General features: G+C 36.7%; 14 protein-coding genes. 5 read left to right on the forward strand and 9 right to left on the reverse strand.

Annotated elements, in window-relative coordinates; genetic code table 11:
* Positions 1-9 precede the first annotated feature (9 nt).
* The 4 genes from BALCAV_RS02720 to BALCAV_RS02735 all read right to left on the reverse strand — a co-directional run bounded on the left by BALCAV_RS02720 (position 10) and on the right by BALCAV_RS02735 (position 4176).
* Positions 10-1440, reverse strand: a complete 1431-nt coding sequence (locus BALCAV_RS02720; protein ID WP_235213064.1) for a HAMP domain-containing sensor histidine kinase — start codon at positions 1438-1440, stop codon at positions 10-12.
* Positions 1430-2107 carry a response regulator transcription factor gene (locus BALCAV_RS02725; RefSeq protein ID WP_004427497.1) on the reverse strand — a complete coding sequence of 226 codons (678 nt, stop codon included), beginning with the start codon at positions 2105-2107 and terminating at the stop codon, positions 1430-1432. The genes BALCAV_RS02720 and BALCAV_RS02725 overlap by 11 nt, the downstream gene beginning before the upstream one ends.
* 72 nt (positions 2108-2179) lie before the next feature.
* Positions 2180-3331 (reverse strand): acyl-CoA dehydrogenase family protein, encoded by a 1152-nt coding sequence (locus BALCAV_RS02730; RefSeq protein ID WP_004427494.1) that lies wholly within the window; start codon positions 3329-3331, stop codon positions 2180-2182.
* Positions 3332-3360: 29 nt separating this feature from the next.
* Positions 3361-4176: a S1C family serine protease gene (locus BALCAV_RS02735; RefSeq protein WP_004427491.1), complete on the reverse strand. Its 816-nt coding sequence runs from the start codon at positions 4174-4176 to the stop codon at positions 3361-3363.
* A 985-nt stretch (positions 4177-5161) separates the two neighbouring features.
* Between BALCAV_RS02735 and BALCAV_RS02740 the strand changes: the two genes are divergently transcribed.
* Both BALCAV_RS02740 and bshB2 read left to right on the forward strand, forming a co-directional pair.
* Complete coding sequence (locus BALCAV_RS02740; protein WP_004428663.1) at positions 5162-5515, forward strand: YojF family protein; 354 nt, start codon at positions 5162-5164, stop codon at positions 5513-5515.
* Between the two features lie 16 nt (positions 5516-5531).
* Positions 5532-6203 carry a bacillithiol biosynthesis deacetylase BshB2 gene (gene bshB2 / locus BALCAV_RS02745; RefSeq protein WP_004428660.1) on the forward strand — a complete coding sequence of 224 codons (672 nt, stop codon included), beginning with the start codon at positions 5532-5534 and terminating at the stop codon, positions 6201-6203.
* A gap of 51 nt (positions 6204-6254) precedes the next feature.
* Here bshB2 and BALCAV_RS02750 read toward each other — a convergent pair whose 3' ends face one another.
* Positions 6255-8003, reverse strand: a complete 1749-nt coding sequence (locus tag BALCAV_RS02750; RefSeq protein WP_004428657.1) for a methyl-accepting chemotaxis protein — start codon at positions 8001-8003, stop codon at positions 6255-6257.
* 319 nt (positions 8004-8322) lie between these two features.
* Here BALCAV_RS02750 and BALCAV_RS02755 point away from each other — a divergent pair, with 319 nt between their 5' ends.
* The 3 genes from BALCAV_RS02755 (at position 8323) to BALCAV_RS02765 (ending at position 10582) form a co-directional block, all read left to right on the forward strand.
* Positions 8323-9237, forward strand: a complete 915-nt coding sequence (locus BALCAV_RS02755) for a 5'-3' exonuclease (protein ID WP_004428654.1) — start codon at positions 8323-8325, stop codon at positions 9235-9237.
* Between the two features lie 109 nt (positions 9238-9346).
* Positions 9347-9982, forward strand: a complete 636-nt coding sequence (locus tag BALCAV_RS02760; RefSeq protein ID WP_160173382.1) for an alpha/beta hydrolase — start codon at positions 9347-9349, stop codon at positions 9980-9982.
* A 150-nt stretch (positions 9983-10132) separates the two neighbouring features.
* Positions 10133-10582, forward strand: coding sequence for a hypothetical protein (locus BALCAV_RS02765; RefSeq protein WP_052044330.1), 450 nt, complete (start codon positions 10133-10135; stop codon positions 10580-10582).
* A gap of 64 nt (positions 10583-10646) precedes the next feature.
* Here the strand turns inward: BALCAV_RS02765 and BALCAV_RS02770 are convergent, their stop codons facing one another.
* From BALCAV_RS02770 to BALCAV_RS02785, 4 genes are all read right to left on the reverse strand, one after another.
* Positions 10647-11261 carry a hypothetical protein gene (locus BALCAV_RS02770; RefSeq protein ID WP_004428647.1) on the reverse strand — a complete coding sequence of 205 codons (615 nt, stop codon included), beginning with the start codon at positions 11259-11261 and terminating at the stop codon, positions 10647-10649.
* A 76-nt stretch (positions 11262-11337) separates the two neighbouring features.
* The gene (locus tag BALCAV_RS02775; RefSeq protein WP_081939192.1) at positions 11338-12258 is read right to left on the reverse strand and encodes a DUF4349 domain-containing protein; all 921 of its coding nucleotides are present in this window, start codon (positions 12256-12258) and stop codon (positions 11338-11340) included.
* Between the two features lie 208 nt (positions 12259-12466).
* Positions 12467-12814 (reverse strand): bacillithiol system redox-active protein YtxJ, encoded by a 348-nt coding sequence (gene ytxJ, locus BALCAV_RS02780; protein ID WP_004428640.1) that lies wholly within the window; start codon positions 12812-12814, stop codon positions 12467-12469.
* 95 nt (positions 12815-12909) lie between these two features.
* A complete protein-coding gene (locus BALCAV_RS02785; protein ID WP_004428638.1) occupies positions 12910-13764 on the reverse strand; it encodes a DegV family protein in 855 nt (284 codons plus the stop codon).
* Positions 13765-14044 lie beyond the last annotated feature (280 nt).

Here is a 14044-nt window from a genome sequence, read left to right on the forward strand (position 1 = left end):
CCACCTATTTTATTTATAAATCGGTAATGTTAATAAAAAGCTTGTCCCTTTTTCCGATGATTCTTTTAAAATTAAATCGCCATCCATAGCTTGAGCAATTAATTTACTAAAGGGCAAACCTAATCCCAGACCACGTACTTTATATTTCTTTTCCTCGCCCCGGAAAAAACGTTCAAAGATGTTTTTTTGTTCGTCTTCTCGTATTCCTGCCCCGTTATCTTTAACTTCGATTTCGAGCTGATTTCCTTTATGCCTTAACAAGATCTCGATTCGAGCCTCCACCTTATCAAATGAATGCTTAGCATTATTTAATAGATTTACGATAATTTGCTGTAATCTTGCTGAATCTATTTGAATAAATAAATCATTATCTAAAGGTTTCATTACACAATCAACCGGTTCTTCTTGTGTGATTTGCCATTGTTTTACTTGTTCGTTAATGAGTTGGTTGATCTCCATTTTAGCATTGCGGATCGGAAATTGTTTCGCATGAAGCGAATTAAACTCAACCAAATCACCAATCATATGTTGGAGACGATTTGTTTCTTTTAGGGAAATTTCAAGGAATTCCTTTGCTTCTTCACCTGTCACCACTTCATCTTTCACTGCTTGTAGCAAGCCACTTATTGACGTAACGGGCGTTTTTAATTCATGAGTGACACCTGCTAGTAATTCTTTTCTTAAAGATTCTAGTTGTTCAAGTCGGTCCGTCATATTTTTAAAGGAATCCACTAATTCATAGAGTTCCTGTTCGCCTAGTTCATCAGGTAATCGGACATCATATTGTCCTTGCTCGACCTGTTTGGCTGCAAAAGCAACTTGCTCAATCGGTTTTACAAACTTTTTCGAAAGGAAATAAATTGCAGCCCATCCTAATAACCCTAAACTAATGACAATTATTAAAAGCAATTGATACTCTTGATTGACTTTCGTTAACACCTCTTTTGATTCGATTAAGACAACCCAGCCGACAAGTTGTTCATAAAAAAGAATCGGTGTTTTGACCATATAATAACTACCTACAGTTGATTCATCAAAATTCAATTGTTGAACTGTGTTTTCTGAATGAATCAGCTTAGATGGGATGTAAAATCTAAATAATCGCTTTTGATTATCACTGACTGAGACAATCGTTCCATCAGGTGCCGTTATATAAATCGTCGGATCACTTTCTAAATTTAACAATTCATTACGCTCTGTTACATAACCAGGAACATCCCCATATTGCTCGGGCTCTCCACCATTCACCTCAACAAAACGGGAAGCAATTTCCTCTCCAAGCAGCACGGTCATATTTAAACGATGTTCTAAAGTGGTGTGACGAATCCACATAACAGATATAATCGAGATAACGATCAACCCAATCACAAGCGTTATCACATAATTTCTCGTCCATAAGTGAAGCAATGTTTTACGTTTTTTCATTTGATTATTCAACACGGAATTGATATCCCAAACCTCTTAATGTTCGGATTTCCCCTTGTTCAATTGGCCAGCTTTTTAATTCTTTACGGATTCGTTTAATCGCCAGATCAACGGCCCGATCACTGCCATCATAATCTAAACCCCAAACACGATTTAATAATTGCTCACGTGTAAACGTCTGATTTGGATGTTTTGTTAAAAATAAAAATAAAGAACGATCTCGTGGCGTTAAATCAACTTCCTCATCAAATAGATAAATACGATGTGCTTTATAATCAATCGCCAAATCACCAAAATCGATTTCTTCATTTTCCCGAAAAGATGGCGACCTTCTTAACACAGCTTGAATTCTCGCAATCACTTCATCCCCGATAAATGGTTTCGTAATGTAATCATCAGCCCCTTCATGTAAGCCTAACAATTTATCTTGAACATCATCTAATGCCGTCAGCATAATAACTGGGCACATAGAACACTCTCTAATTTCCTTTAACAATTCCCAACCATTTTTATAAGGCAGCATGACATCAAGGAGCACTAAATCAGGTCTAAACGATAAAAAAACGTCTAACGCTTCCTTCCCATCATAAACTTGTTCGACTTGATAGCCCGCTTTTTTTGTATAAGCTTTTAACACTTGGCTTATCGCTTTTTCGTCTTCTATAATTAAAATCCGTTCCATCCTTACGCCACTTCCTTGGTTTATTCTCATTGCATTTATTTCAGTATAAACCTTGTATAAGTCAATGAAATGTCAACTTGTTGATTGGATTGCTTCCTTCGCTAATAATTGAATCGTCATATCATCCATTGGTGGGTTATGCAATCCCGCTCGGACATCACGATAATAGCGTTGTAAGGGCGAATCCATTTTTAAACTTTGGGCACCAACAACACGCATTGCTAAATCAACCACTTGAATCGCTTGATTGACGACGACATGTTTTACTGCTCCTAAATCAGCTTGTAAATGCTCCCGACTTTCTTTGACTGTTTGATCCCATTTATTCGATACTGAGAAAAGAAAAGCTTCTGACTGACGAATGAGTAATTCGGCTTCCCCAATTTTTGCTTGTACATTCGGCAATTCACTGATCGTTTGCTGAATACTATTGGGGGAATAGTTTTTCGCAAACTCAATCGCATATCGATGAGCGGCTTTCGCAATTCCTAAATAACAAGCCGGAATATGTAAAAGCCACCCCGCTGCTTTTTTTCGTTCAATATATTCAACCATCCTATGTAAATCAAGTTTTACGTCCGTTAAATGTAAATCATGACTTGCTGTCGCTCTCATCGCTAGCATATTCCACGTTTCCTCAATTTTTAGTCCAGCAGTATCTTTTGAAATGAGAAAATTCGCGACTTTATCTTCGTCTTCAATCGTTGCCGAAACAAGGAAATAATCCAATGCAGGAGCCATCGTTGTAAATGTTTTTTGTCCATTAATCAACCATTTACCAGCTTCTTTTCGTGCGGTTGTTGTTGGTTTTCCACCCCTAGTTGGACTGCCTGTAGCCGCTTCTGTTGCTGCCGCATTAATTAAAGCTCCCTTTTCCACCACGTCTTTGATTAACGAGTGGTAAGTATTTGAATCCCATCTCCGATAATCTCGTAATTGCAACATGAGCCCCATATGCCATCCAATTGCAAGTGACGTGGCCCCATCCTTTTCAGCTATTAACATTTGATACTGAAGCCACTCGCTTAAAGAAACCCCATAACCTCCATCTTCCTTGGCAACATTATACTTCGGATAACCAATCTCTTTAAGCTTTTTAATATTTTCAAAAGGGAATCGAGCTTGTTCGTCATTTTTTTTAGAATAAAGAGGGAAATCAGCTATCGCCTTACTTAAAAGCTCATGACGTTCTTCTTTTGTCGGGATTAATGCTTCTGTATTCATCTGTCCACTCCCTTTTAAAATCAACTTTCTTATTTTGATATTTGTTCTAATTGTTCGATTCGATTAAAGATGGCTTCCATTGGCACTGCTAACCCGACTGATTCACTATTATTGTCGAAAGTCGGAATCGTTCTCGCATAAACAACACCAACGACCTCTCCACCTTCGTTAATAACCGGACTCCCGCTGTGACCAGGATAAATAGGATTCGAAATTCTTAATACATCATAGCCATCTCTTTCCTCCATCATTGTCCCTTTATTCGCAATTTGGGCTTGCAACAATGGATTCCCAATCACATAAATCACATCTTCCTGTTCACTTTTCTCCGTACTTAACGTTAAATATGGCAATTCTTCGCCTTCTATTTTAAGTAGTGCAACGTCTAAATCTTGATCACGCGTTACCCTTTCTGCCATATAGGATTGTCCATCTGGTAAATGAACCGCAACTCCACCTCTATTATCAACGACATGATCATTTGTTAAGATATAACCATCTGCTGAAATAACAAAACCTGTTCCTCTGCTAGCTCCATTTTGAATAAGCACCACCGCATCCTGACTTTGGTTCACAATTTCATCCTCTGATAATTGTTCAGAAGCTTGCCTTAACCTCAAACTATCGATATTAAATAAATCAAACCAAACCGCAAAAACTTGAAAAAGTAGCCCAAAACTAAGTAGCACAGCAACACTAGTATATATAAACCTCTTTTTTTTCCTTCGTTTTTCTTTGTCTTTTGGGTCTTCCTCTTCCTCCAAAAAAGCTTCTAACGGCGGCTCTTCATATTCAACCTGTTCTACTTCCTTTTTATTTATATTTGATCCATCATCTTTTGTCACAAAAACGCTCCTTTTATTCGGTATTATATACTTATTCTCTCAACTTTCGCATCTAGAAAACCCGTTCAACTAGTTGGCAGAGCGAATAGAAGTTCTTAAACAAATACCCTTAACACGTTTGAAAAGCGAGAACGTACTATCACACCAAACGGATAAACTGTGCAGTAAGAAAAAATTATAGACCCTCCGGCTGTCGCTCCCAAAACCATACTCCGCGTCCTGCGGGAACCTTGCGAGCCTCCTCGGCAAGCCTTGCGGGGTCTCACTCCACGGTTTATTCCCGCGGGAGTCTCCGTATGGTTTTGTCCGCTAAGTGTGGTGGAGAGGTTTGATGATATCGCCATTCTCAATTAGCTATTTCTAACGCAGAAGGACCTTCTTCTTCACTTTGTTAGTTATGAAAAGACAGGATTCCAATCGAAATAAGCTCGCTAGTCTAGCTAACGTACAGAGCATCAACACGGATTTATTTACAACTGTAACGGAATGAGTCATGGAAGGAGAAAAATCATTCTCAAGCTACTGTATTTTGAAGTATTGTCTGTTTTTTATTCCATGAGAAAACGAACCTAGATTCGATTCCATTATCTAGCGGACAAATAGACACGGAGACTCCCGCAGGAATAAACCGTCCAATGAGACCCCGCAAGCGTGCTGAGGAGGCTCATGAGGTTCTCGGCAAGGACGCGGAGTGTCTGTTTGGGAGCGACCGCCGAAGCGCTTCATTTTAGTGAACAGTTTCCTTCAACAGCCTACGAAGAGATGTGTTCAGACTGTCAACGATTGAACCAAATCAATCTCTATCAACGGTTAAGGGTCAATCATACGCTGCGAAAGTTGAGTTATTCTTATATTACCACTTCTAAAAAGCAGACGAATAGCGAATCGCTTGAAAAGTTCTGAAAGTTGAAATGATTGCTCTAAAGAATCGAGAGCGATACAATAATTAATAAATGATTGATGATTTTTTTTAGGAGGTTAAACGATGGAACCGATCGTCCATAAAACAGAAGTTCAAAGCTTACTTAATTCATTTGCTAACAGACCCCAATACCTTCATTTAGAAACAACAAACGGAGCTTATGCCACCCATAATGATCAAAACTTCTTCTCTGCCAGTGCTTATATTCGTAATGCTCAGATTACATATGAACATGGAAAAATAGCCGGTGATGGTCCCTATCGCGTTGGCTTAAAATTAGCAGGAATTGGTTGGGTATATGCAGAAGGCTTAACTCACTTTGAAAAAGATGAAAACGGGCGCTTATTAATGGCTGGCCACGGCTCTGATGGAAAACTAGCCGTTTCCTTACAAATTAGCGAAACCCCTTTTGAGTGAAAGGAGAAGAAATAAAATGGAAAATGAAAGACATGTGCTCGTAGTTTTCCCCCATCCTGATGATGAGGCGTTCGGTGTTTCTGGTACCATTTCTGCTTATCGTGCCAAACAAATCCCCGTAACCTATGCTTGCCTTACCCTTGGTGAAATGGGGAGAAATTTAGGAAATCCACCATTTGCTACAAGAGAATCATTACCAGCGATTCGAAAAAAAGAACTGGAACAAGCAGCTGCTGCGATGAAGATTGATGATTTACGAATGCTTGGTTTCCGTGATAAAACAATCGAATTTGAAGATGATGAAAAAATGGTACAGGTTGTCACTGACTTAATTGCAGAGTTAAATCCATCTTTAGTGATTACTTTCTATCCAGAGTATGCTGTCCACCCCGACCACGATGCGACAGGTCGAGCAGTTATCGAAGCAATAAGACGTCTAGACAAATCAGCACGACCAAAAGTATATTGTCTCGCTTTTTCAAACGGACATGAAGAAGAAATCGGCCCACCTAATCTTTTAAACGATGTCTCGGCGTTTGCCGAACAAAAACTAAATACGATGCGCGCTCATATTTCACAAACCGCTTGGATGTTAGCAGAGCTTGAGCCGAAAATTATCGCCAAGGAAGCAGCAGCGTTAGAGTGGTTACATTATGAACGGTTTTGGGTTTATCCTTTTAACGATTAATAAAAAAAGCTCCTCAAAAGTCATTTTAAACTTTGAGGAGCCTTAATTTTTTTATAAGCGAAATTTCGCCATTTGTTGTTTTAATTGATCAATCGAATCTTTCAGTAAGGTCGTATTTTCAACGACAATTTCTGTTGAATCATTTTGTTGACTGACTGAACGTGAAGCGACTTCAATACTAGCTGTCGTTTGTTCAGTTGCAGCAGCTAATTGATTGACCGCCTCTTGAATACCGAAGCTCTCGGTTGCCATCGCCGAAATTTGTTCGGTAATAACCTTAATTTCTTCACCCATTGAGTGGATCGAACGTTCAATATTTTGAATATCTTGACCAGTACGCTCCACCATCTCCATCCCATCCTGTGTTTCATGATTCACCGCCAACAACACATTACTTACTCGGTCAGTCTCATTTTGAACACTTGAAGTAATCGTGACGATTTTTTCAATCGAATTACTCACTTCATTTGAAAGCTTGCGGATTTCATTCGCCACTACCGCAAAACCTTTCCCCACATCTCCAGCTCTTGCTGCTTCAATAGAGGCATTTAAAGCTAATAGATTTGTTTGGTCTGCTACGCCACGAATCACATCAACAATTTGATTAATTTCGGAAGAACGTTTCGCAAGAAGTTTGATATTATCAGTTGCTTCCTCGATCGTTTGGTGAATATGGTTCATCTTTTTAATCGAATTTTGCATTTTGGTGTTCCCGTTATTTGTAAGCTCGATAATACCTTCTGATGAAGTACGAATGTTTTTCCCTGATGAATCAATCGTATTAATTTGGTTATTAAACGTCGTCGCTGATTGTGAAATATCAAAAGTCGTCGAAGTTTGTTCTTCAGAAACGGCTAATAACTGATTAAGAGTATCGGTTATTTGCATACTTTCTTCATTTAAACTGACCGCTGATTGATCTAAACTTTGACCTTGGTTATTAACATCATTGGAAACTTCCCTTAATTGATTAACTACCTCTACTAAACTTATTTGCATTTGATTCAGAGAAGCACCTATCACAGCAAACTCATCTTTGCCACGAATTTGTAAAGGTTGTACGGTTAAGTCACCGTCAGCAATTTTCTGACTAAAGTGTAATGTTTCTTTTAAGGAACGTTTAACCATTCGATTAATAGAGAAAATTAAAGCGACTCCAACAATTAAAGATAAAATAAAAGCAGCAACCGTAAGCGTAATCGTAAAATCAATTTGTGCTCTTGCGTTGGCCGCATCAGCAACCCTTTTATCATCTACAATTTCTTTTAATTCTGATAACGCACCAACCGTTTGGTCTCTTAACCGTTCAATTCGTGTGTATGTATAGCTTTGAAAAGCTTGATTATTCAACATCCGTTCATCAAGAACATCATTTTGAAAAATCGAAGTAATTTGTTCCTGATTTCCTTGAGCATAATTTAACTTGTTTAACATTTCTCGCTCATCCAAAAATGGCTCGATTTCAGCAACTAAATGTGATAAATGCTCTGAATTTTCCTCAAAAGTCTGAATCGTTAATTCATCGCTTCGATTAATATAACTTAATGTAAGCATAATCAAATCTTGATACACATCACTCATTTCTGAAATCATCGCAGACCTATCTGCACTTCTTTCAAATTGAGTCATTTCACCTTTAATTTGATTAAGACTTATGACAACTAGAATACAAGTTACACAAAAGAGCATGATGGTAATCATAAAAGCAAAACCATACTTAGCACCTAGCTTCAAATTCCGCCAAAAAAAGAGCCGTTCAAAGGAAAATTTAAAGCCCCTTTTCCCTTTCCTTTTTTTCATCATTATCCTCCTCCCTATCATACCAATGTAAAATTAACGAGCTTTTCTCCTATATTTTATATGAACCGTGTCATTTATACTATTATTTTTTTCACTTTTTTGCATTGTTTTTTGCCTAAACTCAATATAAATCAATAATAACCAATTCTTTAGACCTATTCCTCTTTAAATTAATTGTTCTGAAGTTCTTTTCTATGAATTTGTTTACTGGTAGCTTTTTTCTTTCATTATTCTGCTTATACGAGCAAAACCGTTCGTTTTTCATGATATAATGAACACTAAATGAAGATTATTAAAGACGTTAGAGGGGTTACTTAAAATGAACGAACATAATAAATTATTAGTCGTAGATGGTTTTAATCTATTAAGCCGTGGCTATTTTGCGACTTCATACGGTCGTGAAGAAGAGCAGTTAAGCAAAAATTCAAATGGCCAATATACAAATGGATTACGAGTCTTTTTTCAAAAGCTCTTTCAACTTGTCCGCTTAGAACCTATATCACATATGGTTGTTGCATGGGATGTGAAACGGGAAGAGTCGATTCGACGCCAATATGCTCCTGATTATAAAGCAACTCGTGGAGAATTACCGAATGCCCTTATTCAACAATATGAAACATGTACTACTATTTTAGACGAAATAGGAATTGCTCAATTAACCATCTCTCCTTATGAAGCAGATGATATCATTGGGTGTTTAACACAGATGTGGAAAAAACAATTCGAAGCGCCTTGTGCCATTTATAGTAACGATCGTGATTTATTGCAACTCATTAACGAATCCACCACGCAAATCATTGCGACAAAAGCGGGTGAAGTCCATTATAGTTTAGCTGATTTTGAAAAGGACTATCAGATCACTCCGGCACAATGGATTGACGTCAAAGCCTTATTAGGGGACAAAAGTGATAATATCCCGGGTTGTGCAGGTGTTGGTGAAAAATCTGCTTTGCCATTAATTCAAACGTATCAAACCGTCGAGAACTTATATGAGGTTTTATCGAGAAATGAAGTTGATCCTAGCTATAAACGCTACTTTAAAAAGCTAGAAGCCGGCTTTGAATCAGTTGTTCTCAGTAAAAAACTAGCCACGATTATTTGTGAAATTGAAGAATTACAATCTTATATTTTTGATGAGGCGAAACTACCTTCTGAACCTGCTACGGTTGAAAATGTTTTAAACAGCTATGAATTGAAAATCACTTATAATCCAGCCCATTCTGCCCATGTTTAAAATTTTCACTAAAAAAGTTAGTCTGATTGCAATTTCCCTTATTCTTTTAACCCTTATTGTTGGGGCGATTATTTATTTACGACCTTATCCAGCAACACAAGAGGCCCTAATGGTTTTTCAACAAAAATCAGATGAGTATCGAATTGAACAAAAAAATGATTGGTATAAGTTTGAACCGACAAACGAGGAGATCCATTCAACAATTATTCTTTATCCAGGAGGGCTAGTCAAACCTGAAAGTTATAGCCTACTTGCAGAAGAGCTAGCTTTAAATCAACATCGTGTTTTTATTATTAAAATGCCTTTAAATTTGGCCTTCTTTGGAAAAGATAAAGCCACTCCGATCGTAGATAAATACCAAGATGAGCCGATTTTTATAGGTGGCCACTCTCTTGGTGCTGTATTCGCCTCAAGGTTTGCCATAGAATTTGAAGAAAAGTTAGATGGAGTCTTCTTTCTTGCTTCGTACCCTGATAAAAATGGAAGCTTACGTACCACTTCCTTACCTTCCATCTTACTAACTGCAAGCGAGGATAACGTTATTAATCAAAAGAATCTCAAGCAAGCATCCGACCTTTTTTCTGAAGAACACCAACACTTTATCATTGAAGGTGGAAATCACGCATATTTTGGTTCTTATGGTCAACAGTCAGGTGATGGTGAATCATTAATCTCAGCTGAAGTGCAAAGACGACATACCGTGATGCTACTCCATGAATGGATAAACGATAACCTTACTCATTAATTTTTACTTTGTTATCCGCCTTGCTATTTTCCTATTTATCCTCTATAATATTTAACTTGTGTGAAAGGATTATAGTGAGGTGATTAGGTGCTATTAACAAAGCCATTGTCAACAGATAAACCTGAGTTATTAAAACAAAAGGTAGAAGACATGGAATTCCAAATGCTACGTTTACAAGACAACTTAAAGAAAATCGCCCAAAAATGGCATATATTAGGTTTCGAACAATTAGATAACGAAGAATGGGTGATTGTCTCATTGCTTGATGATGGAAATGTTTGCAAAATCATGCTTAATACAAACGATAAAGCTTATCGAGGGACTTGGGATTTTTCCATTCAAGCTCAATATGAGAATGATTTTACGATTCATATCGGTGATATAAAAGGCGAAGCAAATAAAGGCTTTGGTAGTATCTGTATGGATTATTTAAAAGACCACGCTTGTTTGCATAATGTGCAAGTCATTAAAGGGGACATTGCTAAACGAGACTGGAACCACCTTGATAGACTCATCCATTTTTATAAAAAACATGACTTTACAGTTGAACTCAATCGTGAAGAACAATCGGGTGCGATTGCTTGTTATCCTCATTCATAAATAAACCACCTCGGTTAGGTGATATTACCTAGCCGAGGTGGTTTTCTGATCTTTTCATCCTATTTTAATCAAATTGAACCGTCTCAATCATCTTAATAAAATCTTCTTTAATCTCCTCCATGTCATCGCCTTGCGGTAAAAAAATTGTATAGCTAACAACAGTTTCTTCATATTTTTTGGCAAGATGATAAATATAAGCATCTCCTTCTTCTGATTGATAATGCTCAACATATGCATATTCTACATCATTAAATTCGATATCATACGCAGTTATCGCCCCTTGGCTATGTTCCAATAAGGTTTCTTCCATTTTTGTAAAATCAGCATTCTTTCCATTATCTACAATACGAAGGAAATATCCACTTTGAGTATTATGGTATATTTGATCCGTTCTTGGCTCTTCTAATGTAAAGGTATAATCTTCGAGAACATAAATTTGATACCCTAATTCACTATTAAAATAACCGCCTGGTTCTGATTCAATTCCACCATTTTCTTCAGCCGGTAATTCGACCTCCTCTTCAGAAGACTCCCCTCCATTATTCGACTCTTCTGACTCATTAACTTCAGTTAGTGGTGGTTCGACAATGTCCTTTTGCTCATTGTCATTCTCCACTTCTACATTACAAGCAACAAGTGAAAGAAGAAAAGCGGCCACTAATAAGCGTTTATCCCACATATCATCCCCTCCTCATTCATCATGTTCTTTTATACGTACTTTTCCTCTTATCATTCTTATTTAAACATATTAACCTTTACTCCTTACTTATCTTATTATTTCTTTTCTTTTTTCTTAAATATAAAAAAACAAGCGTCAAAATTATCGCGAGTAGAACTAAGACTGGTGACAAACCTACTATCATTACAATCAAACCAGATGCTAACGATAAGAGGAAATTAATTGTTTCGATAAATAGTTTCTTCGCCTTTTCTACTGTATTTAAATCTTCATTTCCTTGAATATGGTCAACGATTATTTTCTTTTCAATAAGTTGAATCGTAACTTCTGCATAATCTGTTCGATTGTTCAAAAAGATAACCCGTCCTTCTATTTGTTCGATTTCTTGCTGAACACGCTCTAAATCTTTTGAAATTTTTAATAATTGTTCGGTTTCTTCAGCACTCTCTAAAAATTGATATAGCCGTTCTTCTACTACTTTTTTAGATCTTAAACGAGCCTCTAAATCAACATATTCCTCTGTTACATCTTGACCGTTCATTTCTTTTTCTTTTAAGTGATAATCTGAATCCTCGATCAGATAAATATAATCATGGAGCTCAGTTGTTGGTATTCTTACAGTTAATTGTCCATTCACGATATCATCATATTCATTAAAAAATGATTGAACAACATAACCGCCTAACTGATTGACTTCATTGATTAACCGCTTTTCTGCTTCTTCATAATCACTGACTTCAAGCGTTAAATAAGAGGAATAAATGATTTTCCTGTCTTCAACTTGAGCACCTTGACTAGCGGCCATATCGGCATCTTCGCTCATCTCAACTGCTACTGATTCATTTTCGGAATACTCGATAGTCGATTCAGTTCGAGTTTGCTCGGAATCAACACGCAAATTTGCTTCTTCTTGAGTAGAGTCTTGTTGTTTGCATCCAATCAAACTAAAACAAACAACAGTAAAAAAAATTACGACCATTGTTCTACACTTCATCATTCCACCCTCTTACTATTTTTATCTATAAAACGCCAACATAGACAATAAAGTTTCAAATGAATGCTATAAAGTGAGTGGTCAAACACCACTCACTTTCCACCTAGCTATTCTCATGCAAAAATAGAAAAAACCGATGTATTTTACTCGTTGTAAAATACATCGGTTTTCTATTTAAGGGCTTTTAGGACAGCCCCTTCTTTGACGTACATTAAATTTCATTCAATGCTGTTTTGATGCTTTCAATTGTAATGTTACGATGCGTATCACACCATGATGGAGATTCATCTTCCACAATAATTAATTGTGGGGAATGATGAGTTACCTCTAGATCATTGGCGATTAAGTTTGAAACAGGTCTCGATTCTATTACCTTCACTAAACAGAATTCAGCGTCATCCTCTGTATAATTAGAAACATACTTTTCGTATACTTCGTTAGCTTCAGCACTAATAGGACATTGAGTACTATGTTTAAATATATAAACCTTTTTTTCATTCGACTTTCTATACATATCGTTCCATTCGTTCTCAGTCGTCAATTCCTTAATGACTGCCACTTGGATCACCTCTATAAAATACTAATCAAAATCTTCATATTATAAGATAGCTCTTATCATCCACTTTTGCAACCATAAAATTGAAATTATTTTTTCTATTCTGTGTAATACATTAACGCAATCGCACCTGGACCCGTATGAGTACTGATGATCGGCGATGTTTCTGTAATTAAAATATTGGAAGATAAATTGGAAATTTTGTCAATAGACTCCTTAAGCTTATGGGCTAATGGCTCAGCTCCAATATGAGCAATCGCTACCGCTTTGGCTTGTTTTCCTTTTTCAAGCGTATCTTCTTCAAACTTTTTAGTTAATAATTTTATCATTTGTAAATGTGTTCGTACTTTTTCAACAGGTGTATACACACCATCAGCTAAAGAAGCAATTGGTTTGATTTTTAACAAAGAACCTAAAAGAGCTTTCCCTTTTCCGATTCTCCCACCTTTCGCCAAATATTCTAACGTATCTACCATGAGATAAAGGGAAGAGCTTTCCTTTATACTCTCTAAATGAGCTACGATTTCTTCCACTGATTTGTCTTCTTTTGCCCATCTAGCCGCTTCTAAAACTTGAAAACCAAGAGCATGTGAAATAAAAGAAGAGTTTATAACCGTTACATTTGCATCTACCATCGTAGACGCAAGTTGGGCCGTTTGATAAGTTCCACTCATTCCTTCTGTCAAATGAATAGAAATAATTTGAGTATCTTCATGTTCGTTTGCTAGACGTGAATAAACTTCCTGAAAAACCCCGATAGCTGGTTGCGAGCTTTTAGGTAATTCTTTTGAGTTTATTAATTTTTCTAGAAATTCACTCTTTGTAATATCAATTCCATCTAAATAAGTTTGTCCATCGACCGTAATAGATAAAGGGACAACTTCAATATCTAATTCCTCTATCCATTCCTTTGGTAAATCACAGGTTGAATCCGTTACAATGCGAATAGTCATTCAATTAACTCCTTAACTCCCCAATTAAATGGTTCTTTTTCAATACAGCATATAATTTTTTCTCTCTCAATACTTTTTACTACTACTTTTAACTTGTGATAATAAGACTGCATTTTTCTCATCATAACATAGGTCGAAGAAGGAATGATAGGGATTTTTTATGAATGATTATTTCTTGCTAAACTCAATATGAAAGCCTTTTTATAAACCAAAATCTCTTTCCTTTTTTTAGGATCAGAAGAACGATTATCACACATCCACAGTCACATTTCCCCTGTTG

Source organism: Alkalihalobacillus alcalophilus ATCC 27647 = CGMCC 1.3604 (assembly GCF_000292245.2).
In the GTDB taxonomy this organism is placed as follows: Bacteria; Bacillota; Bacilli; order Bacillales; family Bacillaceae_D; genus Alkalihalobacillus; species Alkalihalobacillus alcalophilus.

Excerpts from the sequence above, each read along its gene's own strand:
- BALCAV_RS02725 (WP_004427497.1), bottom strand. The coding sequence starts at position 2,107 with ATGGAACGGATTTTAATTATAGAAGACGAAAAAGCGATAAGCCAAGTG.
- BALCAV_RS02730 (WP_004427494.1), bottom strand. The coding sequence starts at position 3,331 with ATGAATACAGAAGCATTAATCCCGACAAAAGAAGAACGTCATGAGCTT.
- BALCAV_RS02740 (WP_004428663.1), top strand. The coding sequence starts at position 5,162 with ATGGAACCGATCGTCCATAAAACAGAAGTTCAAAGCTTACTTAATTCA.
- bshB2 (WP_004428660.1), top strand. The coding sequence starts at position 5,532 with ATGGAAAATGAAAGACATGTGCTCGTAGTTTTCCCCCATCCTGATGAT.
- BALCAV_RS02750 (WP_004428657.1), bottom strand. The coding sequence starts at position 8,003 with ATGAAAAAAAGGAAAGGGAAAAGGGGCTTTAAATTTTCCTTTGAACGG.
- BALCAV_RS02755 (WP_004428654.1), top strand. The coding sequence starts at position 8,323 with ATGAACGAACATAATAAATTATTAGTCGTAGATGGTTTTAATCTATTA.
- BALCAV_RS02760 (WP_160173382.1), top strand. The coding sequence starts at position 9,347 with ATGGTTTTTCAACAAAAATCAGATGAGTATCGAATTGAACAAAAAAAT.
- BALCAV_RS02765 (WP_052044330.1), top strand. The coding sequence starts at position 10,133 with ATGGAATTCCAAATGCTACGTTTACAAGACAACTTAAAGAAAATCGCC.
- BALCAV_RS02770 (WP_004428647.1), bottom strand. The coding sequence starts at position 11,261 with ATGTGGGATAAACGCTTATTAGTGGCCGCTTTTCTTCTTTCACTTGTT.
- BALCAV_RS02775 (WP_081939192.1), bottom strand. The coding sequence starts at position 12,258 with ATGATGAAGTGTAGAACAATGGTCGTAATTTTTTTTACTGTTGTTTGT.
- BALCAV_RS02785 (WP_004428638.1), bottom strand. The coding sequence starts at position 13,764 with ATGACTATTCGCATTGTAACGGATTCAACCTGTGATTTACCAAAGGAA.